General features: G+C 64.0%; 20 protein-coding genes and 1 pseudogene. 4 read left to right on the top strand and 17 right to left on the bottom strand.

The features are described 5' to 3' along the window. Nucleotides 1-12 precede the first annotated feature (12 nt). The 3 genes and pseudogenes from ACMUJL_RS08430 to ACMUJL_RS08420 all read left to right on the top strand — a co-directional run bounded on the left by ACMUJL_RS08430 (nucleotide 13) and on the right by ACMUJL_RS08420 (nucleotide 6,665). Nucleotides 13-3,366: pseudogene (locus ACMUJL_RS08430) on the top strand (DUF2126 domain-containing protein). Continuing rightward, complete coding sequence (locus tag ACMUJL_RS08425) at nucleotides 3,366-5,759, top strand: circularly permuted type 2 ATP-grasp protein (protein WP_375569011.1); 2,394 nt, start codon at nucleotides 3,366-3,368, stop codon at nucleotides 5,757-5,759. Before ACMUJL_RS08430 ends, ACMUJL_RS08425 begins: the two are co-directional and overlap by 1 nt. Nucleotides 5,760-5,774: 15 nt before the next feature. After that, entirely contained in the window at nucleotides 5,775-6,665 is an 891-nt protein-coding gene (locus ACMUJL_RS08420; protein WP_375569013.1) for a transglutaminase family protein, read from the top strand. Here the strand turns inward: ACMUJL_RS08420 and ACMUJL_RS08415 are convergent. The 12 genes from ACMUJL_RS08415 to ACMUJL_RS08360 all read right to left on the bottom strand — a co-directional run bounded on the left by ACMUJL_RS08415 (nucleotide 6,632) and on the right by ACMUJL_RS08360 (nucleotide 19,107). Continuing rightward, a complete protein-coding gene (locus tag ACMUJL_RS08415) occupies nucleotides 6,632-7,288 on the bottom strand; it encodes a Crp/Fnr family transcriptional regulator (RefSeq protein WP_416914215.1) in 657 nt (218 codons plus the stop codon). The genes ACMUJL_RS08420 and ACMUJL_RS08415 overlap by 34 nt on opposite strands. Nucleotides 7,289-7,553: 265 nt before the next feature. Continuing rightward, the gene (locus ACMUJL_RS08410; RefSeq protein ID WP_068291522.1) at nucleotides 7,554-8,714 is read right to left on the bottom strand and encodes an ABC transporter substrate-binding protein; all 1,161 of its coding nucleotides are present in this window, start codon (nucleotides 8,712-8,714) and stop codon (nucleotides 7,554-7,556) included. A 37-nt stretch (nucleotides 8,715-8,751) separates the two neighbouring features. Continuing rightward, nucleotides 8,752-10,641, bottom strand: a complete 1,890-nt coding sequence (locus tag ACMUJL_RS08405; RefSeq protein WP_375569016.1) for an AMP-dependent synthetase/ligase — start codon at nucleotides 10,639-10,641, stop codon at nucleotides 8,752-8,754. 18 nt (nucleotides 10,642-10,659) lie between these two features. After that, the gene (locus tag ACMUJL_RS08400; protein WP_068291518.1) at nucleotides 10,660-11,433 is read right to left on the bottom strand and encodes an ABC transporter ATP-binding protein; all 774 of its coding nucleotides are present in this window, start codon (nucleotides 11,431-11,433) and stop codon (nucleotides 10,660-10,662) included. Beyond that, on the bottom strand, nucleotides 11,430-12,218 hold the full coding sequence (locus tag ACMUJL_RS08395; protein WP_375569018.1) for an ABC transporter ATP-binding protein: 789 nt from the start codon (nucleotides 12,216-12,218) through the stop codon (nucleotides 11,430-11,432). Before ACMUJL_RS08395 ends, ACMUJL_RS08400 begins: the two co-directional genes overlap by 4 nt. Continuing rightward, nucleotides 12,215-13,297, bottom strand: coding sequence for a branched-chain amino acid ABC transporter permease (locus tag ACMUJL_RS08390; RefSeq protein WP_068291513.1), 1,083 nt, complete (start codon nucleotides 13,295-13,297; stop codon nucleotides 12,215-12,217). The genes ACMUJL_RS08395 and ACMUJL_RS08390 overlap by 4 nt, the downstream gene beginning before the upstream one ends. A gap of 4 nt (nucleotides 13,298-13,301) precedes the next feature. Continuing rightward, entirely contained in the window at nucleotides 13,302-14,177 is an 876-nt protein-coding gene (locus ACMUJL_RS08385; protein WP_068291563.1) for a branched-chain amino acid ABC transporter permease, read from the bottom strand. 306 nt (nucleotides 14,178-14,483) lie between these two features. Further along, entirely contained in the window at nucleotides 14,484-15,290 is an 807-nt protein-coding gene (gene hpaH / locus ACMUJL_RS08380) for a 2-oxo-hept-4-ene-1,7-dioate hydratase (protein WP_375569021.1), read from the bottom strand. After that, the gene (locus ACMUJL_RS08375) at nucleotides 15,287-16,144 is read right to left on the bottom strand and encodes a fumarylacetoacetate hydrolase family protein (protein ID WP_375569023.1); all 858 of its coding nucleotides are present in this window, start codon (nucleotides 16,142-16,144) and stop codon (nucleotides 15,287-15,289) included. Before ACMUJL_RS08375 ends, hpaH begins: the two co-directional genes overlap by 4 nt. Before the next feature lie 58 nt (nucleotides 16,145-16,202). Further along, nucleotides 16,203-17,183: a 3,4-dihydroxyphenylacetate 2,3-dioxygenase gene (gene hpaD, locus ACMUJL_RS08370; RefSeq protein ID WP_068291506.1), complete on the bottom strand. Its 981-nt coding sequence runs from the start codon at nucleotides 17,181-17,183 to the stop codon at nucleotides 16,203-16,205. Between the two features lie 15 nt (nucleotides 17,184-17,198). Next, entirely contained in the window at nucleotides 17,199-18,689 is a 1,491-nt protein-coding gene (hpaE, locus tag ACMUJL_RS08365) for a 5-carboxymethyl-2-hydroxymuconate semialdehyde dehydrogenase (protein WP_375573968.1), read from the bottom strand. 34 nt (nucleotides 18,690-18,723) lie between these two features. Further along, nucleotides 18,724-19,107 (bottom strand): 5-carboxymethyl-2-hydroxymuconate isomerase, encoded by a 384-nt coding sequence (locus ACMUJL_RS08360; protein ID WP_375569025.1) that lies wholly within the window; start codon nucleotides 19,105-19,107, stop codon nucleotides 18,724-18,726. Between the two features lie 104 nt (nucleotides 19,108-19,211). Here ACMUJL_RS08360 and hpaR point away from each other — a divergent pair, with 104 nt between their 5' ends. Continuing rightward, the gene (gene hpaR, locus ACMUJL_RS08355) at nucleotides 19,212-19,661 is read left to right on the top strand and encodes a homoprotocatechuate degradation operon regulator HpaR (RefSeq protein ID WP_068291561.1); all 450 of its coding nucleotides are present in this window, start codon (nucleotides 19,212-19,214) and stop codon (nucleotides 19,659-19,661) included. Between the two features lie 116 nt (nucleotides 19,662-19,777). Here the strand turns inward: hpaR and ACMUJL_RS08350 are convergent, their stop codons facing one another. From ACMUJL_RS08350 to ACMUJL_RS08330, 5 genes are read right to left on the bottom strand one after another with little or no spacing between them, the layout of a single operon-like run. Continuing rightward, the gene (locus ACMUJL_RS08350; protein ID WP_375569027.1) at nucleotides 19,778-21,019 is read right to left on the bottom strand and encodes a Tm-1-like ATP-binding domain-containing protein; all 1,242 of its coding nucleotides are present in this window, start codon (nucleotides 21,017-21,019) and stop codon (nucleotides 19,778-19,780) included. A gap of 16 nt (nucleotides 21,020-21,035) precedes the next feature. After that, nucleotides 21,036-21,971, bottom strand: a complete 936-nt coding sequence (locus tag ACMUJL_RS08345) for a phosphotransferase enzyme family protein (protein WP_375569029.1) — start codon at nucleotides 21,969-21,971, stop codon at nucleotides 21,036-21,038. Beyond that, the gene (locus ACMUJL_RS08340) at nucleotides 21,971-23,260 is read right to left on the bottom strand and encodes an aspartate aminotransferase family protein (RefSeq protein ID WP_375569031.1); all 1,290 of its coding nucleotides are present in this window, start codon (nucleotides 23,258-23,260) and stop codon (nucleotides 21,971-21,973) included. The genes ACMUJL_RS08345 and ACMUJL_RS08340 overlap by 1 nt, the downstream gene beginning before the upstream one ends. Beyond that, nucleotides 23,257-24,624 carry an aldehyde dehydrogenase family protein gene (locus tag ACMUJL_RS08335; protein ID WP_416914441.1) on the bottom strand — a complete coding sequence of 456 codons (1,368 nt, stop codon included), beginning with the start codon at nucleotides 24,622-24,624 and terminating at the stop codon, nucleotides 23,257-23,259. Before ACMUJL_RS08335 ends, ACMUJL_RS08340 begins: the two co-directional genes overlap by 4 nt. Further along, on the bottom strand, nucleotides 24,606-26,225 hold the full coding sequence (locus ACMUJL_RS08330; RefSeq protein WP_068291494.1) for a tripartite tricarboxylate transporter permease: 1,620 nt from the start codon (nucleotides 26,223-26,225) through the stop codon (nucleotides 24,606-24,608). The genes ACMUJL_RS08335 and ACMUJL_RS08330 overlap by 19 nt, the downstream gene beginning before the upstream one ends. Between the last annotated feature and the right edge of the window lie 6 nt (nucleotides 26,226-26,231).

The following is a 26,231-nucleotide window of genomic DNA, read 5'->3' as shown; positions in this document are numbered from 1 at the left end:
GGAAAGGTGCTCATGTCGATCCTAGCCAGCATTCATCACCTGACCCACTACATCTACGATCGCCCCGTCAGTCTTGGGCCACAGGTGATCCGGCTGCGCCCCGCACCACACAGCCGCACCCGCGTCGTGTCGTATTCGCTCAAGGTCAGCCCGGCGGATCACTTCGTGAACTACCAGCAGGATCCCTATGGCAACTGGCTGGCGCGCTATGTCTTCCCCGAGCCGGTGCGCGAATTGAAGATCGAGGTCGACCTGACGGCCGACATGACGGTCTACAACCCCTTTGACTTCTTCGTCGAGGATACGGCCGAGGAATGGCCCTTCGACTACCCCGAGGATATCGCGCCCGACCTCGTGATCTATCGCACCGCCGAACCCGCGGGTCCGCGCCTGCAGCGCTGGCTTGATACGGTGCCGCGCGACCGGACACGGACCGTCGATTTCGTGGTCGGCCTGAATGCCCGCCTCGCGCAGGATATCGGCTATGTCATCCGGCTGGAACCGGGTGTGCAGACCCCGGAACAGACGCTTGAGACAGCCAAGGGATCGTGCCGCGACACAAGCTGGCTTCTGGTGCAGGTGCTGCGCCACCTTGGCTTTGCCGCGCGCTTCGTCTCGGGCTATCTGATCCAGTTGAAGCCTGACCTGATCGCCGTCGACGGCCCTGTGGGCGCAACCCATGATTTCACCGACCTGCACGCCTGGGCCGAGGTCTATCTGCCCGGCGCCGGCTGGATCGGGCTTGATCCGACATCGGGCCTGCTGACAGGCAAATCCCACATTCCCCTGGCCGCGACGCCGCATTACCGCAATGCAGCGCCCATTTCCGGCATGGCGAGCGCCGCCAATGTCACCTTCGACTTCGACATGTCGGTGGCGCGCGTGGCCGAACATCCGCGTATCACGAAACCCTTCTCCGATGCCGCATGGGCCGAGTTGAACGCACTGGGCGAAAAGGTGGACGCCGCTTTGAAAGAGGGCGATGTGCGCCTGACCATGGGCGGCGAGCCGACATTCGTCTCGACCCTCGATTTCGAAGCGCCGGAATGGAACACCGACGCGGTCGGCCCCACCAAACGCATCTTCGCCGATGCCCTGATCCGCCGCCTGCGCGACCGTTTCGCGCCGGGCGGTTTTCTGCATTATGGCCAGGGCAAATGGTATCCGGGCGAAAGTCTGCCGCGCTGGACCTTTTCGCTTTATTGGCGCGGCGATGGTCAGCCGATCTGGACCGATCCGGATCTGATCGCGCCCGAAAAGACCGATGCCACTGCCACGCCCGAACAGGCGGCAAGCCTGTTGCAAACCATGGCCAGCCAACTGGGCGTGCCGTCCGAGAACGTGACCCCCGCCTATGAGGATCCCGCCGAATGGATCATCAAGGAAGGCAACCTGCCCGAAAATGTGACCCCGCAGAATTCCGAGCTGAAGGATCCCGAAGAACGCAACCGCATCGCTCGCATCTTCGCGCGTGGGCTGACGGAACCTTCGGGTTTCGTGCTGCCGGTGCAGCGTTGGCAGGCCCGCGCCACCGGGCGTGTCTGGCGGTCCGAGAAATGGACCCTGCGGCGCGGTCACCTGTTCCTTGTGCCGGGCGACAGCCCCGTGGGCTATCGCCTGCCGCTGTCGGCCTTGCCGCATATCCCCGAAGCGCAGTATCCCCATGTGATCCCTTCGGACCCGTTCGAGGATCGTGGCCCGCTGCCGGGGTTTGCGCCTGAACAGGCACCCGAACCGGATACGCCTGCGGATGGTCCCGCCCAGCATCCGGCACAGGCCACACGCTTCACGGCATCCGAACCCGGCCAGACCCAGAACGAACAGCGCATCGGCGAATTGGGCGGCGCAGTGCGCACCGCCATTTCCATCGAACCCCGCGACGGGCGGCTCTGTGTTTTCATGCCCCCGGTCGAACAGGTCGAGGATTACCTTGATCTTGTCGCCGCCGCCGAGGCGGCCGCGAAGAAGCTGGGCCTGCCTGTCCATATCGAAGGCTACGGCCCGCCGCATGATCCGCGCCTGAACGTCATCCGTGTCGCCCCCGATCCCGGTGTGATCGAGGTGAACATTCACCCGGCCCATACCTGGCAAGAGTGCGTGGCCACGACCGAAGCGGTCTATGAAGAGGCGCGACAGCTCAAGCTGGGGGCCGACAAGTTCATGATCGACGGTCGCCATACCGGCACCGGCGGCGGCAACCATGTGGTGGTTGGCGGATCGACCCCCGCCGACAGCCCCTTCCTGCGCCGTCCCGATCTGCTGGCCAGCCTGGTGCTGCACTGGCAGCGGCACCCCTCGCTGTCCTACCTCTTCTCGGGGCTGTTCATCGGACCGACCAGCCAGGCCCCGCGCATCGACGAGGCGCGGATGGATGCGCTTTACGAACTGGAAATCGCGTTGGCCCAGGTGCCCATGCCGGGGCAGGGGACACCGCCCGCGCCCTGGCTGGTGGACCGCCTGTTCCGCAACCTTCTGGTCGACGTCACGGGCAACACCCACCGCGCCGAGATCTGCATCGACAAGCTCTATTCCCCCGATGGTCCCACCGGGCGATTGGGTCTGGTCGAATTCCGCGGTTTCGAGATGCCGCCCAACCCGCGCATGTCGCTGGCGCAGCAACTGCTGATCCGCGCCCTGATCGCGCGCATGTGGGCCAACCCGATCAAGGGCAGCCTGACCCGCTGGGGCACGACCCTGTCGGATCGCTTCATGCTGCCGCATTTCGTCTGGGCCGATTTCCTCGAGGTGCTGGCAGACCTGCGCCGGCACGGTTTCGACCTGAATGCAGGCTGGTTCAAGGCGCAGGCCGAATTCCGTTTCCCTTTCTGCGGTGAACTCACGGTCGAAGGCGCCACGCTGGAACTGCGGTAGGCGCTTGAGCCATGGCATGTGCTGGGGGAAACCGGCGCCATCGGCGGCACGGTGCGCTATACCGACAGCTCTGTCGAACGCCTGCAGGCAAAGCTGACCACCACCGATCCTGATCGCTATGTCGTCACCTGCAACAAGCGCCGTCTGCCCCTGCAAAAGACGGGGGCGAATGGTGTCGCCGTGGCAGGCGTGCGTTTCAAGGCATGGCAGCCGCCCTTGGCGCTGCATCCGGTGCTGCCGGTCAACGCGCCCCTGACCTTCGACATCTACGATACCTGGACCGGGCGTGCGCTGGGCGGCTGCACCTATCACGTCGCCCATCCCGGCGGGCGGAACTACGATACCTTCCCCGTCAACGGCAACGAGGCCGAGGCGCGGCGGCTTGCGCGTTTCGAACCGCATGGCCATACGGCAGGCTTCTACGAACCCGTTGCTGAGGTGCCCCATCCCGAGGCGCCGATGACCCTTGATCTGCGGCGGGCGGCCGGCATCTGATGGCGGATCCGGCGCAAACCGACGACAAGGGGATGCATCTGTTTCAGAGCTATCGCCCCTTGCCGGGTGTGCCGGACGAACTGTGTGACGAGGCCGGGCGGATGCGACCCGGCTGGGCCGACCTGATTGCGCATATGTCGCGCCTTGGCGCGGATGAGATGGCCCATGACATCGCGCGCGGCGATCAGTACCTGGCCGATGCGGGCGTGTTCTTTCGCAGCTACGGTGACACCACCCTGTCGGGGCGCGACTGGCCCTTCAGCCCGGTCCCGATCATCCTGCCCGAGGCGGAATGGCACCATATCAGCCATGGTCTGATCCAGCGCGCCGATCTTCTGGAAACCGTGATGGCGGACCTTTACGGGCCGAACCGCCTGGTGGCCGAAGGACATCTGCCCGCCAGCCTGATCGCGCAGAACCCCGAATGGCTGCGCCCCCTGGTGGGCATTGCGCCGCACGGCGGGCATTATCTGCATTTCCTGGCCTTCGAGATCGGGCGCGGCCCGGATGGGCGCTGGTGGGTGCTGGCCGACCGGACAGATGCGCCTTCGGGGGCCGGATTTGCGTTGGAAAACCGGGTGGCGACATCGCGTGTCTTTCCCGATCTGTTCCGGCAGACCAACGTGCATCGCCTGGCCGGCTTCTTCCGCGCCTTCCGCGAAGGTCTGGACCAGTTGCGCGATGATCCCGCCGCGCGGATCGGCATCCTGACGCCCGGGCCGCTGACCGACACCTACTACGAACAGGCCTATATCGCGCGTTACCTCGGGCTCAGCCTGCTGGCGGGTGAGGATCTGATCGTGCAGGATGGCCGGCTTCAGGTGCGCACCGTGCAGGGTCCCGTCCCGGTCGAGGTGCTGTGGCGGCGCATGGACTCGGCCTGGACCGATCCGCTGGAACTGAACGAGCAGTCGCAGATCGGCACGCCTGGCCTTGTCTCGGCGATCCGTCAGGGACAGGTCACGATGGTCAACGCCCTTGGCGCGGGCGTGCTTGAGACACAGGCCCTGATGGCGTTTCTTCCCGCGATATCGCGGCACTTGACCGGTCAGCCGCTGACCCTGCCCAATGTCGCGACATGGTGGTGCGGCCAGCCGGATGAACTGGCCCATGTGCGCGCCCATGCGGACCGCATGATGATCGGCCCGGCGCTGTCCACGCGCATGCCTTTCGAGACCAATGCACCGCATGCGATCGGTGGCCGGATGCGTGGCGCCGATGTGGAAGAGCTGGATGCCTGGCTCACCGACAATGGCCCCAACCTTGTCGGGCAGGAATTGGTGACCCTGTCGACAACTCCGGTGTTCGAAGGTGGAACGCTCGTGCCGCGCCCGATGACGATCCGGGTCTTTCTGGCGCGCACGCCGCAGGGCTGGCAGGTCATGCCCGGCGGATTTGGCCGTATCGGCACAGGCCAGGATGCCACGGCCATCGCGATGCGGCAGGGCGGCGCCGTGGCCGATGTCTGGGTCGTCAGCGATGACGCTGTCGAACCCGTCAGCATGCTGGCACCGGCCGACAAGCCCTTTCAGCGTGCGCAGCTGGGCCCGCTGCCGTCGCGCGCGGCGGATAACCTGTTCTGGCTGGGCCGCTATGTGGAACGGACCGAAGGCATTCTGCGCCTTTTGCGGGCCTATCACAGCCGACTGGACGAAGCCGCAACCGAACCCCTCCTGACCCTCATCCGCGCGCGCCTGGCCTTTCAGGGGGTCGAGGTGGATCATCCCCTACCAGAGGGGCTGCGCCAGACCCAGGGCCGCGCCGTCGGCAGCGCCAGCCAGATCCGCGACCGTTTCTCGGTGGATGGCTGGGCCGCTCTCAAGGATCTCGAGAAATCCATGGGGCGGATCGCCTTGACAGCACAGGACGGCAGCGACGCGGCCCTCGCGCTCAGCGTGCTGTTGCGCAAGATCGCCGGTTTTTCGGGCCTTGTGCACGAGAACATGTATCGCGCCACGGGCTGGCAATTCCTGACCATCGGCCGTTCGCTTGAACGTGCGGCGATGCTGGCCGATCTTCTGGCCGTCACCGCAGAGCCGGATGCGCCCGAGGGGGCGCTGGACCTGGTGATCGAGATCGGCGACAGCATCATGATCCATCGTCAGCGCTATGCCGTGACCACGACCCGCAACAGCGTCATCGACATGTTGGCGCTGGATCCGCAGAACCCGCGCTCGATCAGGTTTCAGCTGATTGCCATACGTCACCGTGTGCAAGAGCTGGCCGCGCATCGGCCCGGCTCCGACATGACCGAATTCGAGCGCCGCGTGCTTGAACTTGACACGCGCCTGGCATTGTTCAGGGTCGAGACGCTGGATGGCACGGCGCTGCGCGCCCTGCACGGTGACCTGCTGGCCTTGTCCACGGCCTTGCATGATGCCTTTCTGCTGTAGCAAAGCGAGCCTTTTTTGATTTACGACATCACGCTCAAGATCCGCTACGATTACACCGGCGCTGCAGCCGGCGGGCGGCAGATGGTGCGGATCACGCCGCTGGATGTGCCGGGGCGCCAACGGGTTGTCGCCAGCCTGATCGAGATCACGCCGCCCCCCGTCGAGCGGCGATCCTGGCGGGATTTCTTCCTTAATCCCACCGTCGAATTCGCCCTCAGCGGCGCGCATGATCACATTGATCTGACCCTCAAGGCGCGGGTGGAACGGCAAGCGTCAGAAGGCTGGCTGCCGCTTTCGATCCGCCTGTCGGATTTGGACAGGGTCTTGCGAAGCTGTCGTGATCTGGACGGCATATCGCCCCTTCATTTCGTGGCACCGTCCGTGCGGGTTCCGCATCTGCCCAGCATCGCCGAATACGCGGCCCGGCTGCGCCAGGATCTGGATCCGGATGTCACCTGCCAGCAGGTGGTTCTGGCCATCGGGCACGCCCTAAATCGCGACATTCGTTTCGATGCCAAGGCAACCACCGTCGACACCCCCGTGGCCGAGGCCTTTGCGAACCGTCACGGTGTCTGTCAGGACATGTCCCATATCATGATCGCGGCACTGCGCAGCCTTGGCATACCTGCGGGCTATGTCAGCGGGTTCCTGCGCACATTGCCTCCGCCCGGCAAGCCCCGGCTTGAAGGGGCTGATGCGATGCATGCATGGGTCCGGGCCTGGTGTGGTCCGGAAACCGGATGGATCGATTTCGATCCGACCAATGATTGTCAGGCCGGGATGGACCATATCGAGGTCGCATGGGGGCGCGACTATGCCGATGTGTCCCCGGTGAAGGGCATCCTGCGTGTTTCGGGCGCACAAAGCAGCCGTCAGTCGGTGGATGTCATCCCCATCTCCGGCTGAGGGGCCGCAGCCGTCTGCCCTGCCAGCCTCAGTTCCAGCCCGATCCGGTCCAGAATGCGGATCTTGCCCTTTTCGATCATGATCAACCCGTCATCCCGCAGCCCGGCAAGCGCGCGGTTGATCGACTGGCGCGAACAGTTGGCCAGCTTGGCGATATAGCCCTGGCTTTGCGACACCCTGTTGTTGCGATCGGCCAGCCGCAGCAGATAGGCGCAGATCCGTCGATCCAGCGGGTAATTCTGATCGACATAATTGCGTTCGTTGTCGCGCTGCAGCCGCGCCCGGGTGATCCGCATGATATTGCGCTGGATCAGAGGGTTGGACAGATGTCTGACCAACTGGTCGACAGGGCAGGTCAGGTATGTCGCCGGTCCCACCGAGGTGCAACTGGCAAGGCATGGCTCGCGCGAGATGCTTTCGATCTCGCCCAGGGTTTCGCCTTCGCGCGCGTGGTGAATGATCGCCACGTGACCATGCGCGTTCATCAACGTGACTTCGACGCAACCATGGGCGATCAGAACCGTCCCGGGCACTTCCGTGCCCTGCTGCAAAATGACCGTACCAGTAGGTACGGTTCTCAACGCACACCCGTCCAGGAACTCTGAAACGTCTTTCGGATCCATGTCCTCGAAAAGGTCTGCCTTCGCAAGCTGCGGAAATTGCAAGCTTAATCGCATCGCGCGGGTCCCTCGCCACATTGCGGACATACTGGCGGCACCGAATGGGAACTACAAGAGAGCCAATCTTTTGAAATACAATTTTTCCGAGAAAACTCAGTTTTTCGAGAAAAACAGGCAGCGCCACCCGGTAAAATCGGCATCAAACATGACGTCTGATGCAAAAAGGGGCGCCGAAGCGCCCCTTTCCGGTTGATCCGGCCCTGCCCGATTACTCGCGGCCAACAAGCTTCCACAGACCGCCTTCCACCACCGAAATGGTGATGTCATTGGCACCCTGATGGTTGTCGGGGGTGTACTTGATCTGGGTATCCAGCAGGTCGCTGTAATATTCCAGGTTCTCCATCGCAGCGCGGAAGCTGTCCTGCGTCAGATCGGGACCTGCCGCTTCCAGTGCGCGCACCACGGTATCCGCGGCATTGTAGCCCAGCATCGCAAAGCCGGTCGCGGGTTGACCGAATGCGGCCTCATACTCGGCGATGAACTTGGCCGGGGCTGCGTCGTCGCGGCGGGCCTGAAGGTCCACCCAGCCGGACGCGGCATAAAGGCCATCGGTCACACCGCCGGGCACGGCGGCGACGGCTTCAAGGAAACCGGCCGAGGTTGCCAGGAACTTGACGTCGGTCCAGCCCAGCTGCTTGGCAGTGCCCACAACGGTGATCCCTGCACGCACACCCAGCGCCATGGTCACGACCTGGCAGCCATCAGCGCGCAGTTTCTGCACGGCGCCCACGAATTCCTGCTCATCGGGCTTGTGCGTGGTTTCCGACACGAAAGTCATGCCAAGGCCCTCGGCCTGCTCTTTCGTCGCGTTCGAGATTTCCAGCCCGAAATCGGTCGGCAGGTACATGGTGCAGACCTTGGTCAGCCCGTATTCCTTGGCCAGGTAGCGCATGCCGGCCGTGGTCTGGTCATAGTAGCTGGAAAAGCCCGTGAACTTGTTGTCCACCGGTTCCTGCAGCATCTCGCGCGCGGCGGTCAGCGGGTTGATGTTGAAGATGCCTTTGGGGTCCATCAACTGGAAACCGGCCAGGTTGTGCGGCGTGCCAAGGCTCAGCAGGTTGGCGAACACCTGATCGCGGTTGATCAGCTTGTTGTAGGCCTGCGTCGATTTCGGCAGCTGATAGGCGTGATCCTCGACCACGAAACGGATCTGGCGGCCATGGATGCCACCGGCCGCATTCACCTGGTCGAACTTGAGGTTGGCGCCATTGACGGCAGGCACGCCCACTGCGGCGAAGATGCCGGACAGGTCGTTTACCGAACCCAGAACCACCTCTGTGTCGGTCACGCCCTGCGTTTGCGCCACGGCGGCCTGGGCCATGCCCAGAGCGACCGCACCGGCAAACAGCGATGTCATCATTTTCTTCATGTTTGGTCTCCTCCCAGAAACACCCCGATTGCGGGATTCATTTGTACATATCATCGATCAGCGCCTTGTGGCGCTTTTCGACAAAGCTGCGGCGCAGTTTCATCGTTGCCGTCAGCTCTTCGTCCTCCGCCGTGAGCAGAACGTCGATCAGGCGGAAATCCTTGATCTGTTCCACGCGGGCGAACTCCTTGTTGACCTGATCCACCTCGGCGCGGATCAGGTCCAGCACAGGTTCCGCCCGGCACAGCGAAGCAAAATCCGAAAACGGAACCTTGTTGTCCTGTGCGTATTTCTCGACGTTTTCCTGGTCGATCATGATCAGGCAGGTCAGGAACTTGCGCTTGTCGCCGATCACCACCGCATCCGAGACATAGTGGCTGAACTTCAATCGGCTTTCGATCTCGGCCGGGGTGATGTTCTTGCCGCCCGCCGTGATGATGATGTCCTTCAGGCGGCCCGTGATCGTCAGGAACCCGTCATCCTCCAGCCGCCCGATATCCCCGGTGCGCAGCCAGCCGTCATCGGTATAGGTCTCGGCCGTCTTTTCGTTGTTGCGCCAGTAGCCCATGAAATTGTTCAGCCCGAATGTCTGGATCTCTCCATCATCCGCGATGCGCAATTGCACGCCGGGCACGGCGCGGCCCACGGTGCCGGGGCGGTTGTCATCCTCGGTGTTCACGGTGGCCAGCCCTGCGTTTTCGGTCATGCCGTAGCCTTCCAGCAGCGGCACGCCGATGGCACGATACCACATCAGCAGGGCAGGGCTGATGGGGGCCGCGCCCGATGTGCCCTGCCGCAGACGGTCCAGCCCCAGCATCTGGCGCAGGTTCCGGAACACGAAGAAATCCGCCAGCTTGTAACCCAGCGCGGTGGTCGCGGGAACGGGTTTGCCCGCCTGCATCAGCGTGGCGCGCTTCATGCCCACACCCAGTGCCGCCTTGAAGGCGAACTTGCCCAGCGTCGTCGCCTCCATCGACAGCACGGTCACGCGGGAATAGACCTTTTCCCAGACGCGCGGCACGGCCGTAAAGACATGCGGGCTGACCTCGCGCAGGTTGTCGAACACCGTCTCGGGGCTTTCGGCGAAATTCACCGTGGACCGCACCGCCAGCGGGAAATAGATCGAGCTGTCCCGCTCGAGGATATGGCACAGCGGCAGAAAACACAGCTGTTCGGCGCTGGAATCCGTGGGCAGGGCGCGGATGCCCCCTTCGATTGCCGCCATGATGTTCTCATGGCTCAGCATCGCACCCTTGGGCGCGCCCGTGGTGCCGGATGTATAGATCAGCAGGGCGATATCACCGGCCTGCGCCTTGTCGATCTCGGCCTCGAACAGTTTGGGATGTTCGGCCAGATGCAACCGGCCCAGATCGTAGAGCTCTTCCAGGAACAGGAACCGCTCGCCCTTCAGATCGTGCAGGCCCTCATCCTCAAGGATGATGACCTTCTCGACGCCCGGCGCGCCGTCCGGGATCTCAAGGAACTTGTCCAGCTGTTCCTCGTTCTCGACGATCAGGAACTGGGTGTCGCTGTCCTTCAGGATATAGGCCAGCTGGCTGGAACTGTCGGTCGTGTACACGCCCGATGAAATGCCGCCCACGCATTGAATGCCCATGTCGGCATAAAGCCATTCCTTGCGATCCTCGGACAGGATCGAAACCACGCGCCCGCGCTCCAGTCCCAGCCGCTTCAGGCCCAGCCCGATCAGGCGTGCATGGTTCCAGTAATCGGCCCAGCTATAGGCCTTCCAGATGCCAAGATCCTTTTCCCGGTGCGCGGTGCGGCTGCCAAGCGTGCTGCAACGCGACTGGAACAGGCCGGGCAGGGTGGTGCAACCATCGATCACCAGCGGGCGTTGCCCCGGTGTCGCGTTCAGCGATACCCCGTTGACGGCGACCTGTGGCTGGATGGGATCGTGCTTTGTCATGCCCTTGCCTCCATGTTTTCAACGCCAAGTCTTCTTGCGCTTCCAGCGACGTTCGCCGCGCGCGCCTTCGGTGTCATGGCCCAGATAGAAGCTCTGGATATCCTCGGATGCGGCAAGCCGGTCGGCGGTGCCCGACATCACGATGCGGCCCAGTTCCATCACGTAACCATCGTCGGCCAGATCCAGCGCCACGGCGGCGTTCTGTTCGACCAGCATCATCGTCACGCCCTCATCCTTGTTCAGGCGCTTGAGGATCGCAAAGATTTCCTGCGTCAGCAGCGGCGACAGGCCAAGGCTGGGTTCGTCCAGCAGCATGATCTTGGGTCGCAGCATCAGACCGCGCCCGATGGCCAGCATCTGCTGCTGCCCGCCCGACAGGGTGCCCGCCTCCTGCTTGCGCCGCTCGGCCAGAATGGGGAAATAGTTGAAAACAAGATCGCGGTCGCGGGCGATCTCGGCCTTGTCGCTGCGGGTATAGGCCCCCAGCGCAAGGTTTTCCTCGACCGTCAGCAGGGGGAAGACCTCGCGCCCCTCGGGCACATGCACGACGCCCGCCTTGACCACGCGGTGCGGTTCCCAGCCCTGGATCTCCTGGCCCTCGAAGATGATCTTGCCCTTTTCAGGGTCCATGATCCCGGAAATGGTCTTGAGCAAGGTCGTCTTGCCCGCGCCATTGGCGCCCAGCACGGTGACGACGCGGCCCTTGCGCACCTCCAGGCTGACCCCGCGGATCGCCATGATCGGCCCATAGAAGGTTTCAAGGTTGCGCACTTCCAGCAACAGATCGCTCATGCCACCTTACCCCCTTTGCTCACGGCATTGGTGCCAAGATAGGCCTCGATCACCTTGGGATGCGACTGCACCTCGGCGGGTGTGCCTTCGGCCAGCTTCGCGCCATCGGCCAGCGCCAGAACGCGGTCGCAGACCTTGCCGACCAGCCCCATGTCATGTTCGACCATCAGCACGGTGATCCCCATGTGGCGCCGGATATCGTCGATCCACCAGCGCATGTTCTGCGTTTCCTCGACCGACAGGCCTGATGCAGGCTCGTCCAGCAGCAGCATCCGCGGTTTCGACGCCAGCGCCCGCCCCAGTTCCACCACCTTGCGCACACCGTAAGGAAGGCCCGCGATGCGCGAATTGCGGTAGGGTTGCAGGTCCAGGAAATCGATCACCTCTTCCACCGCGTGGCGATGCGCCCGCTCCTCGGCGCGCACGGACGGCAGATGCAGCATCTGCGCGATCAAGTTGGTCTGCCGGTGCCGATGCCGCCCGACCAGCAGGTTCTGCAACACGGTCGCCTGATGGAACAACTCGATGTTCTGGAAGGTGCGCGCGATACCAAGGTTGGGCACCTCATGCGGGGCCATCTTCAAGACGTCCTGCCCGTCGAAAGTGATCGACCCCGTGACCGGCGTGTAAAAGCGCGAGATCAGGTTGAACACGGTCGACTTGCCCGCGCCGTTCGGCCCGACCAGGGCAAAGACCTGACCTTCCTCGACCGACATCGACAGGTTGTTCACCGCCGTCAGCCCGCCGAATTTCAGCGTGACGCTGTCCAGTTCCAGCAAACTCATCTCAGCCGCTCCGTCTTCAGATAGCTTTTCTGCCGCTTGAACATGTCCTTGCGGGCAAAGGGGAACAGTTCGAGGAACACCCGGATCTTCAACCAGCGTCCATAGAGCCCCATCGGCTCGAACAGGATGAACAGGATCAGGATCACCCCGAAGACACCCGATTCCAGGCCGGGGATCGCGACACCGCGCCCGAAAAGATCAGTCGTCATCGACAGGACCTGGGGCAGGAAGGCGATCACCACCGCCCCCAGGAACGCCCCGTGGATAAAGCCAAGCCCCCCCACGACGATCATCATCAGCAACTGGATCGACAGCAGGAAGTTGAAGGTCTCGTTGTTGAAAGCCCCCGCGAACAGGCCCATCAGCGCCCCGCCCAGACCTGTGATCGCGCAGGAAATGCCGAAGGCGATGGTCTTGGTCTGCGCCACGTTGACGCCCATGGCCTGTGCCGAAATCTCGCTGTCGCGCACGGCGGCAAAGGCCCGGCCCAGCGGCGCGCGCAGCAGGTTGCGATAGAACAGCGTGACCATCAGCACCACGGCCAGGGTCAGGTAATACCACTCGATCGGGTTGTTCCAGCGGCTGATCTCATAGCCGAACAGGTCGATGGGGGGCGACATCTTGCCGTTTACCCCGTCGGTCCATTCCTTCAGCAGCACGATGATGTCATCCGCCAGGATCGCCAGCGCCAGCGTGGCAATCGCCAGATAGACCCCGTGCAGCTTCAGCGCGGGAATGGCGATCAGCGCGCCCACGACCCCCGTGATCACCCCGGCCAGCAGAAAGGCCAGCACGAAGGGCACATTGGCCTCCATCATCAGCACACAGGAATAGCACCCCAGTGCCATGAAGGCCGAATGCCCAAGGCTGACCTGCCCGGTCTGTCCGGTCAGCAGCATCAGGCCCAGCCCGGCGATCGCCCAGATCAGAACGTTCGTGGCCTCGCCCAGAAAGAACGGGTCGATCATCAGCGGAAGCGCCAGGGCCAGGACCAGCAAGGCCGCGTAAAGACTGAAGGTCCATCCATCCTCGAACAGGCGGATGTCCTGATCGTAATCTGTCTTGAAATGGAATCTCATCGGCTCAGACCTTCTTCGCTCGGACCTGTGCAAACAGGCCATGGGGGCGGAACAGCAGGACCGCGATCAGCAGGGCGTAGGGGGCGATCTGGCTCCAGCCCGGCGGCAGGTAGCGCGAGGCGAAAGGCTCGATCACGCCCACGATCAACCCGCCCAGAAGCGCGCCGGGCAAACTGCCGAACCCCCCGATCACCGCAGCAGCAAAGGCCTTGATCCCGATGAAACCCGCCGTCGGGTCCAGCGCGCCCTTCGAGGCATAAAGGATGCCCGCAACCGCCGCCACGATCCCCGCCAGCGCCCAGACCATGCCCTGGATCCGCTTGACCGGGATGCCCATGTAATAGGCCGCCATCTGGTTCTGGCTGGCCGCCTGCATGGCCAGACCCATCTTGGTGCGCTGGAAAAACTGCCACAGCAGGAAGGTCATGATCACGGTCACGATGATCACGGCGATATCGGCCAGCCCAAGGACCAGCTCGCCGATGCGCACATCGCCCAGCGCCAGCGGCGAACGCAGCGATTGCGGCTCATGTCCCCAGATTTCGCCGACGGCAAAGCGGATCACGAAACCCAGCGCGATGGTCACGATGATCACCGCCACCTGGCTCTGCCCGAAGACGGCCCGCAGCACCACGATATCCAGCAGGTAGCCCAGCACTCCCATGATCACGAAGACCAGCGGCAGCGCCAGCCAGAAAGGGATGCCCGCATATTCAGGATTGACCAGCCCGAGGGTGACGAAGGCGCCCAGCATCATGAAATCGCCTTGCGCGAAATTCACGGCCTCCGTCGCCTTGTAGATCAGAACGAAGCCAAGCGCGATCAGGCCATAGACACAGCCATTCGCAAGCCCGCTGATCAGAAGTTGCAAAACCTCCACGCGATCCTCCCTGTTTTGCGGCCCTTGCTTGTGATGCAGGGTGCCCCGGCTTTGCGCCATTGTTCTTGTCCCTGCGGCCGTCCCTCCTCCAAAAGGTCCGGCGCGGAGCCCGAAGCGTCATGATCCTCTATCCTAAGTTGGACGGGCCGCTGCCTCGGAATTGCCCTAACTCTCCATGTTTACCCAAATCCGTCAACAGATTTGCCCCTGCCTGACGCAGGGGAATACACAAGTTCGGGACAAAGTTCTGCATGGCGGACAAAGAAGCCCGCCAGGATCAGCCGTCAATCCGCTGGGTTTGCGCCCTCATGTGGCGGCGAAATCCACCGCGACCTGACCGAAATCTCCGAAATCGGCGGCGATCCTGCACCCCGGCGGGCATTCCACGGGCCGGATGAAACTGCCCGACAGGATCACCTGCCCGGCCTCGATTCGCTGCCCGTAAAGCGCCATCCGCCGCGCCAGCCAGACCACGGCCATGGCGGGATCGTTCAGAACGCCGGCACCGAGGCCTGTCTCTTCGACCTCGTCGTTGCAGGTCAGGATCGCGCCCACCCAACGCAGGTCCACCGCATCCACGGCATGGCGCTGCGCCCCCATCACGATCCCCGCATTGGCGGCATTATCCGCGATCGTGTCGAAAATCTTGCGCGTCTGCCCTGTGGCAGGATCGGCCCGCAGGATGCGTGTATCCAGGATCTCCAGCGCCGGGGCCACGTAGTCGGTTGCCGCGATCACATCATCCCGCGTCACCGATCCGCCCGCCAGGGGCGCCTTCATCACAAAGGCGATCTCGGCCTCGACCCGGGGCTGGATGAACCGCCCGCGCGGGATCACGGCCCCGCTGTCAAAGGCCATGTCATCCGTCAGCACCCCGCTGTCGGGAATGTCGATGTTCAGGGCCGCCTGCATCGCCTTCGACGTCAGGCCGATCTTCCAGCCGATCACGCGGCCCCCCGCCGCCATCCGCCGCGCGACAAGCGCCTTCTGCACCGCATAGGCGTCGTCCATGGTCATGCCGGGATGCGCCAGCGACAACAGCCCGATCTGCGTCCCCGTCACTTCGGCCTGAAACAGCGCCTCGGCGGCGGCCGCGATCTCGGCCGCGTTCATGCCTCATCCTCCACGGTGTTGCGCAGGATGCCGATCCCCTCGGCCTCGACCTCGATCACATCGCCCGGCACCAGGTAACGCGGCGGATCGAACCGCGCGCCCGCCCCCGTCGGCGTGCCCGTCACGATGATGTCGCCGGGGCTCAGCGTCGTGAAGGTCGAGATATAGGCGATCTGCCGCGCCACCGGAAACAGCATGCGCCCGGTGCGATCATCCTGCCGCACCTCGCCGTTCACCCGCGTCTGCAAATGCACATCCGTGATCTGCGCATGATCCCTGAACGGCACCAGCCAGGGCCCCATCGCGCCCGAACGGTCCCAGTTCTTGCCCTGTGTCACGTTGAATTTCGCATGCCGCACCCAATCGCGCAGCGTGCCCTCGTTGCACAGGGTCAGCGCCGCGATGTGATCCAGCGCGTCGCTTTCCGCGATCCGCCGCCCGCCCTTGCCGATCACCACGGCGATCTCGCCCTCGTAATCCAGTTGCGGGGTCTCGGGCGGGCGGATCAGCGCTTGGCCCTCCCCCGTGAAGGACCGGGGAAAGCGGATGAACAGCGACATGTTCGGCGGCGCCTCCTGCCCATCCTTGTATTCGGCATTGCGGTCGGGAAAATTCACCCCCACGCAGATGATCTTTTCGGGCGCCGGGATCGGGATATCCCAGGCGAAACTGCCCTCGGGATGCGTGACCGCGCGACCAGCCGCCGCCATCTCCAGCGCGCCCAGACCATCCGCTGCGATCACCTCGCGCAGGCTGGGCCATTGGGGGAAATCATCCGACAGCGCGACGATGCCGCCCCCGATCACCGCCCCGTAGACCTGCCGCCCCCCGGCGTTTATCGTCGCAAACCGCATCACGGCCCCCTGTTTCTTCTTGCCTCAAATATCCAAGTGCCAAGCATCAGCGCAGGGATCACGGCGCAATGATCGGCTGCGCCTTCAACCTGCTTTCCACCAGGGATGCCGCCTCGAAAAGGCTGCCCTCCTCGAACCAGCTGCGCGGCGCAGGCGCCCCCCACAGCGTCTGGCGCTGCGGGTCTGTCAGGCTCCAGCGGATCGGTTCCAGATCGGGATCGACCGTCTGGTAGTCCGAGCTGTAGATCTCGATCCTGTGCCCGTCCGGGTCGCGGATATAGAGGAAGAACGCGTTCGAGATGCCGTGCCGCCCCGGTCCGCGCTCGATATTGGCGACATATCCGGTGGTGGCCATCAGATCCAGAAGGTCGATGATCGCCAGCGGATTGGGCACCCAGAAGGCCGTGTGATGCAGGCGCGGGCCGGTCCCGTTGGTAAAGGCCACGTCATGCACACCGCCCTTGCGATGCATCCACGCCGCCCAGAGTTTGCCGCTCTGGTCATCCTCGGTATATTCGGTCGTCCGGAAGCCAAGCTCGGTATAGAAGGCGACGCTTGCATCCACATCGCTGGCGAACATGTTGAAATGGTCGATGCGCAGGGGCTTTACCCCGCGATAAAGCGCGTATTTCTGGTGGATCGGCGGCAGCCGGTCCATCTTGACGTAGAACTCCAGCGGCACGCCGAAAGGATCGCGTGTGCGCAGCGTGCGGCCCATGAAGGGGCGTTCGATCCAGTCCACCGGCAGTCCCTTGCCGCGAAAGAACGCCTCGGCCTTCTCCAGATCGGGTTCGTCATAAAGCTTGAAGCCCAGCACGCGGGCGCAGGCCGCATCCGATCTGCGCAGGGCGATGCAGTGATGCCCGCGCTCTTCCATTGCGCGCAAATAGATGCTGTCGCCGTCCTCATGCGTGACCTGCAGGCCCAGCGTGTCCACGTAGAACGCGCGCGAGGCGGCAAGGTCGGTCACGCCGTATTCCACATGGGACAGGCGGACGATGTTGAACGGCGGATACAGAACCGGGGCGGGAACGGGCATCGCGATACCTCCTTGTCAGGCGCCAAGCCGAGGGATGGGGTGCTGGCCGATGGCCAGGCCAACATGTTTCTGCTCCATGTAGAAATCAAAGGACCAGTCGCCGCCATCGCGGCCAATGCCGCTGGCCTTTACGCCGCCGAAGGGTGTGGGCAGGTGGCGCACGTTTTCCGAATTCACCCAGATCATCCCGGCCTCCAGCGCATGGGTCACGCGCAGCGCGCGGGTCAGGTCATTGGTCCAGACATAGGCGGTCAGCCCGTAGGCCACGCCATTGGCAATCTCCAGCGCCTCGGCTTCGGTGTCGAAGGGAATGGCGGTCAGAACAGGGCCGAAGATTTCCTCCTGCGCGATCCGCATGTCGGCCCGCGCGCCCGTGAACAGCGTCGGGCGCACGTAATGACCGGGCCGCTCCAGCGCCGCGCCGCCCGCCGCGATCATCGCGCCATCGGCCCGCGCCACGTCGAAATAGCTGCAGACCTTGTCGAAATGGACCTTGTGGATCAGCGGGCCCACCTCGGTGCCTGGGTCCAGCGGATGGCCGACCTTGATCCGGTTGACCCGTGCGATCAGCTTGGCGGTGAAATCATCGGCAATCGACGCCTGCACCAGCAATCGCGAGGATGACGTGCACCGCTCCCCGTTCAGCGAGTAGATCATGAAGATCGCCGCATCCAGCGCGCGATCAAGATCGGCATCGTCGAAGACGATGACAGGGTTCTTGCCGCCCAGTTCGAAATGCACCCGCTTCAGGGTATCGGCCCCCTGCTTCATGATCATCGAGCCGGTTTTCGACTCGCCCACGAAGGCAATCGCCTTGATGTCGGGATGTTCGGTCAGCGCGCGCCCTGCCTCTTCCCCCAAGCCGTTCACAAGGTTCCATACACCGGGTGGCAGACCTGCATCTTCGGCGATCTCCAGCAGGATGCGTGCGGTCACCGGGCTGAATTCGGCCGGTTTGTGCACGACCGTGCAACCGGCAGCCAGCGCGGGCGCGATCTTCCAGGTGGACAGCATGAAGGGCGTGTTCCACGGCGTGATAACCCCGACCGGCCCGATGGGCACGCGGGTCGTGATATTCATGAGGGTGGGCGAGGGAAGGTGCTGCCCGTCGCGCGCCGATGTGGCCTTGTCCGCAAAGAAACGGAAATTCTCGGCCCCGCGCAGCGCCGCCTTGGACATGAAACGGAAGGCCTGACCGGTGTCCCAGCATTCGGCCAGCGCGATCTCTTCGGCGCGCGCCACGATCCCGTCGGCGATGCGGTGCAGGATCTTCTTGCGCGCCACGGCCTCCATATCCCGCCAGGCCGGGAACGCCGCCTTGGCGGCTGCGGCCGCGGCGTCGATATCGGTGGCGGTCCCGCGCGCCACCTGGCAGATCAGGCTTTCGTCCACGGGTGAATGATTGGCGAAGGTGCGCGCGTCAGAGGCCGGACAATCCACCCCCCCGATCCGGTTCATCACGCCCGTCGCGGCAATACGCTCCAGTATGGGGCGCAGCCTGGCCATATTCGCATCCAGCGCAGCAGTATCGGTCATCGGATCAGCCTTTCAGATGGTCGCGGGTCGAACCGGTCTTGGGCGAAAGCGCGGGGTCCATATCCCGCATCTCGAAGGACAGCGCCAGCGAACGCCGCGCCATCACATGGGCCAGAAACCCCTCGGCCGCGGCAAAGACATGCGCCGTGGCCCTTTCGCGCGTGGCCAGGTCGCGCCCGCCGCGTAGGCGCAGGGAAATGTCGATATAGCCATGTTCGGGATTGCCGTCGGCGATGCTGACATGGCTGGCGGCAAAGGCGCGCACCCGCACCCCCGCCACCGGAAACTCGCCCGTCTCAATGGCGGCACGGCGCAGCGTATCGCACAGCGCCGCGATATCGACCTCGGGTTCGAGGTTGGGTGAATAGTCTATGATGATATGCGGCATGAACCCCTCCCGGAACTTGCCTTTAACATGTTAAATAAATATCGGGTTGCGTCAAGTCCTCATATTGCCTGCGGGGCGTTTTCGGGGCAGATAGGGCCATGGACATGACGCGCGATACTGCACCCGAAACCAACCGTTCCCTTCCCATCGCGCTGCTGCGGGCGCGGGAAAAGGTGATGGGCCCGATCCGCGCGATGCTGGCCGATGTGGGCGTGACCGAACAGCAATGGCGCGTACTGCGCGTGCTGGCCGAACGCGGCACGCTGGACCCGACCGAAATCGCGGACAGATCCTGCCTGCTGATGCCCAGCCTGACACGTATCCTGCAGACCCTGACCGCCAAGGGCCTGATCACCCGCGAGGCGCATCCGACGGACCGCCGCCGCCAGCTGGTCAGCATCACCGACGCCGGGCGGCAACTGATTGCCGACAACCTCAAGGAAAGCCAGCGCCTGAACGCGTGGCTGCGCGAAAGCTTCGGCGCGGACAAGCTGGACGCGCTGCTGGACCTGCTGAACGAACTGGACGCCCTGGACCGCGACCCGCGCGGCTGAGGCGACCGTGGCAGTCCGAAAAAGGGGGGGCTCTGCCCCCTGCGTTCAACTGCGTTGAACGCCACCCCCGGGATATTTGCGGCAAGAAGAAGCCGCAGGCGGTGCGGCGCGCGCGATCATGCCCTGACGATCCCGCGCGCGACCCAGTCGTCGAAGATCTCGAGAACCTTCGCGGTAAAACCCACATCGTTGATGTGGCAATCGAGTGCGTGCAGCATGGTATTGGCCGGAATGTTCTGTTCCATCGTCGCACAGAAGGCCGCCAGCCCCTCGGCGTCATGCAGCGGTCCTTCGGGGCGGTCCCATTCGTTGCAGCCGCCGCGTGGCAGGATGAACGCAGATGGCCCGGTCGCTGTCGCCAGCTTCTGGCCGTAAAGCCCTGCAACCTCGCGCCGCTCCTCGGCCGTGAGGATGGTCGAGGTCAGCAGCCGGTTGTGATCATGTGTCGGACGCCCCGCCAGACGCGGCGGAATGGGTTGCCAGCCGATCAGGTCCACAAGGTCATAGCAGGCCGGCGCCACGATTTGCGGGATGCCGCGCAGGCCGGCATTGGTCATCCGGTCGGCACCCGCGGAAATGCCTGATCCCATGTGGTGATTGACGATTTCCTGCGTGGCGAAATCCATGACGCAGGCAAAGGCACCTTCAGCCGCCAGCGATTCAAACGCCCGCCCGCCCATGCCGGTGGCATGGAACACGGCCACCTCGAACCCCCGCGCCTCGAGCGCGGGTTTCAGATGTACCATGTAGTGCAGGATCGTCTTGCCGAAGCTGGTCATGCCGATCAGCGGCCGGTCCCGCTTCGGCGGCTCGACCGCGCGCGCGGCCCCCAGCACCGCGCCCGCCGCCTGGCTGAGGGAGGATTTGCAGACGGAATTCAGCCCATAAAGCCCCCCCGCCCAGAGGATCATCTGGATATCCGCCGCGATGCGTTCGGGTGGCAGCATCGCCGAGAAGCTGACGGTCGAGACCACGTATTTCGGCACGCCCAGAGGTAACGCCGCGCAAAGATCCAGCGCCAGATCGGTGCCCATCGTGCCGCCCAGGACGATCACCCCGTCGATCCGCCCCTCGGCATGAAGCTGTCGGGCCAGCGTTGCCGCCCCCTGCGCCATGATCTGCATCGCGACATTCTCGTCGCCGCTGTCGATCGCCGCCTGGATCGAGCTGCCGCCGGCCGCGGCCACCTGGTGTTTGGAGATGTCGGTGGGTGCCTTGGGATCACCCAGAACCGAGACATCCATCGACAGAACCCCGCCGCCCTGCGCGCGGATGCGGCCGGACAGGTAGGACAGCTCGTCATCCTTGGTGTCATAGGTGCCGACGACGAGGATGGTCTTGTCTGGAGCGGTGGTCATGCGGTCCTCCTGTGTCTCAGGGCGTATCCAGATAGGCCTCTGCCAGGGGCAGGGCGGTGGTGATGGCGCGCATGGATCGTTCCGCGCCGCCGGGTTCGTGCAGACGCGGAATGATCCAGCCGGGATAGGTCAGCGCACGCAGCAGTATGAACAGATCAAGTGTGCCGGGATCGACCGCGCGGCGCGTGGCATAGCCCTGCAGCAACGCCGCGCGCAGGGCGGGATAATCGGGGGCGGGCAGGAACCGCATCAGGAAGGTGGCCAGTTCGAAATCGCGAAACCCCCAGCCGCCATCGTCGAAATCGATCAGCGACAAAGCGTCCTCATGGATCAGGATATTCTCGGACAGGGCATCGGCATGGATCAACCCGTAATCCAGCCCGCCCTCGATCCGCGCCAGATGCGCATCCGCCTTGGCGCGCGCGGCCAGCAACATGGCGTGCTGTGCCGCGGTCAGATCGGGATTGTCCCAGAACGGCCCCCAGAGCGGGCGATCCCCCAGCAACCCCGCACGGTCCCAGGCGGGCCGGGTGAAACCCGCAGGCGGTGTCCAGGCATCGCTGATGCGATGCAACCGGGCCAGCACCTGTCCAAGGTTGCGGCAAAGCCCCTCGCGGTCTGTCACCTCAAGCCGCCCCTGTGCCCCGATGGGCCGGCCTGGCAGCCATGTCAGCAGATCGATCAGCGTGTCGCCAAGGGTCTCGACCAGCGCGCCGGACAGAGACGGGACCGGGCGCGGCACCTGCAAACCGTCCTGTGCCAGCGCTTCCATCCATTGCAGCTCAGACTGTAACTGGGCGGCACTGCGATAGCCCGGACGGTGCAGGCGCAGCGCGAAGGCGCCGCGCGCATCGGTGGCGCGCCAGACGATGTTCTCGCGCCGCGCGGCAAGTCCGATCTGATCCGGCGCAAACCCCCAGAGGCGCGCGGCCTGTTCCGCCAGCGCCTCCATCACGCCTCCAGCGGGGTGGCGCGCAGCACCTCGTCCAGCGTGTCCAGCATCCGGTCGGCATCAGAGATCGAGAACACCATCGGCGGGCGCATCTTCAGCACGTTGTAATGGATACCAAGGAAGTTCAGCAGCACGCCCCGTTGCCGCATCCCGTTTGCGACCCGCTTGGTAAAGGCCGTGGCAGGGGCCTTGCTGTCGCGGTCCAGAACCATTTCCGCCCCGAAGAACAGACCCGACCCGCGCACATCCCCGATGCATTCATGCCGCCCGGCCAGATCGCGCAGGCCCGCGCGCGCGTAATCCCCCACGACGCGCGCGTTTTCCATCAGTCCCTCTTCCTGCACGACCTTCAATGTGGCCATGGCCGCGGCACAGGATACCGGGTTGCCCGCGAAGGTGTTGAAATAGCGAAACGTGCTGCGGAAGGCATGCATCGTGTCATGCGGGGCGATCACGGCGGCCACGGGATGGCCGTTGGCCATGGGCTTGCCGATGGTGATGATGTCGGGCACAAAGCCGATCTTCCGGAACCCCCAGAAATCCGTGCCAAGACGCCCGAAACCCGGTTGCACCTCATCCGCGATGATCACGCCGCCTGCGCGCTTCACCACCTCGACTGTCGGATCAAGCCAGCCTTTCGGCAGGTCGGGAAACCCTTCATTGGCAAAGAACGCACAGAGCATCAGCGTGGAAAACCCGTGCTCGGTCGCCTCCAGTGCGTCGATCTGCTCCTGCACCTTGGCAGCAAAGGCATGGGCATGCGCCATCCCCGCAACCCCACCCAAGGGGCGGTAGCTGTCGGGTGCGGGCACGAAGGCCACATTGGTCGCATAGCCCCCCGGTGGCGGGTTCGTCCGGCTGAGCTGATGCACGGCTGTCGTATTGCCGTGATAGGTGTGATCGGTGGCGATCACCCCCGTCTTGCCCGTCAAGGCCTGCGCCATGCGCAGGGCCACGTCATTCGCCTCGGACCCTGTGCAGGTCATCAGCGCCGTATCGAACGGCGCGCCCACCGTGCCGATCAGCGCCTCGACATAGTCCACGATCCCTTCGTGCAGATACCGCGTATGCGTGTTCAAAGTCCCGGCCTGGGCACAGATCGCCTCGACCACCTTCGGGTGGCAATGGCCCACATGCGGCACGTTGTTGTAGCAATCCAGATATTCGCGCCCCTCGGCATCCCACAGCCTTGTGCCAAGCCCGCGCACCAGATGCACAGGCTCTTCGTAAAAGGTGGACATGTTCGGCCCTAACAGGCGGGCGCGGCGGTCGACAAGGGATTCGGTCATAGCTGGATCCATGCAGTCTTGAGGTCATGATACTTATCCAGCGCATGCATCGATTTGTCATGCCCATTGCCGGATTGTTTCACGCCCCCCAGCGGAACCGTATTGTCGGACCCGCCATAGGTGTTCACATGCACCACACCCGCCCGCAGCCCCGCCACCATCCGATGCGCGCGGCTGAGGTTCGATGTCCACACGGCCGAGGCCAGGCCATAGTCGCTGTCATTGGCGATGCGCAGGGCCTCTGCCTCTGTATCGAACGGGATCACCGCCAGCACCGGCCCGAACACCTCCTGCTGCGCCAGACGGTGATGCGGCTGCACCCCCGTCACGATCGTCGGCTCCATATAGGTGCCGCCCGTCGCCTCCAGTATCCGCTTGCCGCCAAGCACCAGATCGCCCCCTTCGGCCACCGCATCGGCCACGAACCCAAGGTTGCCCGCCAGCTGCCGCTCGGAATTGACCGCGCCGATCTGGCTGGTCAGGTCCAGCGGGTCGCCCACCTTGAGTGCCGCTGCATGGCGCGCCAGCGCGGCCACGAAATCATCATGCACCGACCGCTCGACCAGCAGCCGCGACCCCGCCACGCAGACCTGCCCCGCATTGCGGAAAATTCCCATGGCCGACACTTTCGCCGCCTGTTCCAGATCGGGCGCATCGGCAAAGACCACATTGGGTGACTTGCCCCCCAACTCCAGATAGCACCGCTTCAGGTTCGACCGCGCGGAATATTCCAGCAAGCGCCGCCCCGTCGCCCCCGATCCGGTGAACACCATTACATCCACTTCCATCGACAGGGCCAGCGCCTCGCCGGTCACATGGCCATGCCCGGTGACGACGTTCAAAACCCCGTCGGGCAACCCGCACTCCAGACAAATCTGCGCCAGCCGCAGCAACGACAAAGACGCGGTTTCTGCCGGTTTCAGCACCACGGAATTACCCGCCGCCAGCGCAGGTGCCAGCTTCCAAGCCCCGATCATAAGCGGAAAGTTCCACGGCACGATGGCCCCCACCACCCCCACGGGCACATGATGCACCAGCCCCAGAACATCCGGCGCGGTCGGCGCGATCTGCCCGTAAACCTTGTCGATGGCTTCGGCGTAATAGCGGAAGGTGCCCGCCGCCGATCCCGCCTCGGCCTTCAAGGCCATGGAAATCTCGGTCCCGTTGTCGCGCACGCCCAGCACGGTCAACGCCAACGCCTCGGCCTCGATCCGGTCGGCGATCCGGTGCAGCACCGCCTTGCGCGCGGCAGGGGCCAGCCGCGACCAGCGCCCGTCCTCGAACGCCCGCCGCGCGGCGGCCACGGCCCTGTCCACATCGGCGGCATTGGCCGCCCCGATCGTGGTCAGTCCTTGTCCGTCGATGGGCGAGACAACATCGAGCGTTCCGCCCTCAGCCTCTTGCCACGTTCCGTCAACAAGAAGTCCTTGCGGTGGGACAACAACATTCCGAAGCGTCTCGATGCGGGTCTGGTCGACCATTGGGCCTCCTTGCGGCGTCTGGCTTGGATCACCGCGCCACGGATCTGGAATGCGATGATCAGGATGATGAAGATGAACAGCGCCATCGCGATGGGCCGGTCGATGAAGTCGAAGGGCGTTTTCACCCGCGCCATGGCGATGCGCAGCTTGGCCTCCATGATGCCGCCCAGAACGATGCCCATGATGATCGGCACGATGGGCAGGCTCAGGCGTTTCAGGATGAACCCGAACAACCCGAAGGCCGCCGCCATCAGGCAATCGGTGGCCGAGTTGCGCAACGAATAGATCCCCACGAAAGACAGCGTCAGGATGCCAACCCCCAGAAACCGGTTCGGCAACCGCGCCACCATCATCAGCGCATTGGTGGAAAACAGCAAAAACACCATCACAAGGATGTTCAGGAACAGCAGCGCCAGATAGATCGCCATGACGAAATCCATCTGGTTCTGGAACAGCCCCGGACCGGGCACCACGTTATGCACGTAAAACACCGCCAGCATCATCGCCGTCAGCTCTTCGCCGGGGATACCCAGCGCCAGCAGCGGCACCATCGCGGCGGCGGGAACCGAGTTGTTGGCGCTTTCCGACGCGATCAGCCCCTCGACCGATCCATGGCCGAAATCATCGGGCCGTTTCGATGTCTTCTGCGCGTAAGTGTATGCGAGAAATTGCGAGGTGAATTCACCCACCCCCGGAATGATCCCCATCATCACGCCAAAACCAGATGACACGCCGGTCACACGTGGATGCCGCGCCACCTCGCGCAGGCCCTGGAACATGCCGCCGCCCAGGGGCACGCGCTTGGTCTTGACGTCATCCCCCTGCATCAGCGTGAAGGCCTGGCTGATCGCGTAAAGCCCCAACACGACCACGATCAGATCGACGCCGGATGCCAGCCAGCTTTGATCGAACGTATACCGCTTGGTGTATTTCACAGGCTCCAGCCCGATGGTGCCGATGAAAATCCCCAGGCAGGCCAATGCCGCGGCAATCGCCGATTGCCCGCGATGGGACACCACGACCAGCACCAGACCCAGCAGGGCCGCCAGAAAAATCTCGCGCGCCCCGAACATGGGCGCGACCTTCGCCAGCACCGGTGCCAAGCTGATCAGACAGATGATCGAGATGATGGCCCCGATGAAACTGGCCGTATAGGCGATGGATATCGCCTTGCGCCCCTCGCCCCGCAGGGTCATCGGATAGCCGTCATAGGTGGTCAGCGCGTTCACCGCCGTGCCCGGCGTATTGATCAGGATCGCAGGGATCGCACCGCCATACATCGAACTGCCGTATATCCCCAGCAGCAGGGTCAGCCCGACAATCGGGTCCATCGAGAATGTCGCCGGCAGCAGGATCGCGATGGCAACCGCCGGCCCCACGCCGGGAACTGCCCCGATCATCACCCCGCCGATGGACCCCACCAGCAGCGCCAGGGCCACATCCCAGCGGTAAAGAACCTCAAGCCCTGCGAAAATCAGATCCATGCCCGC

It is taken from the genome of Seohaeicola sp. (assembly GCF_048006315.1).
In the GTDB taxonomy this organism is placed as follows: Bacteria; Pseudomonadota; Alphaproteobacteria; order Rhodobacterales; family Rhodobacteraceae; genus Seohaeicola.
Note: the sequence above shows the minus strand (reverse complement) of the source record. Positions and strands in the feature narration are given on the sequence as shown.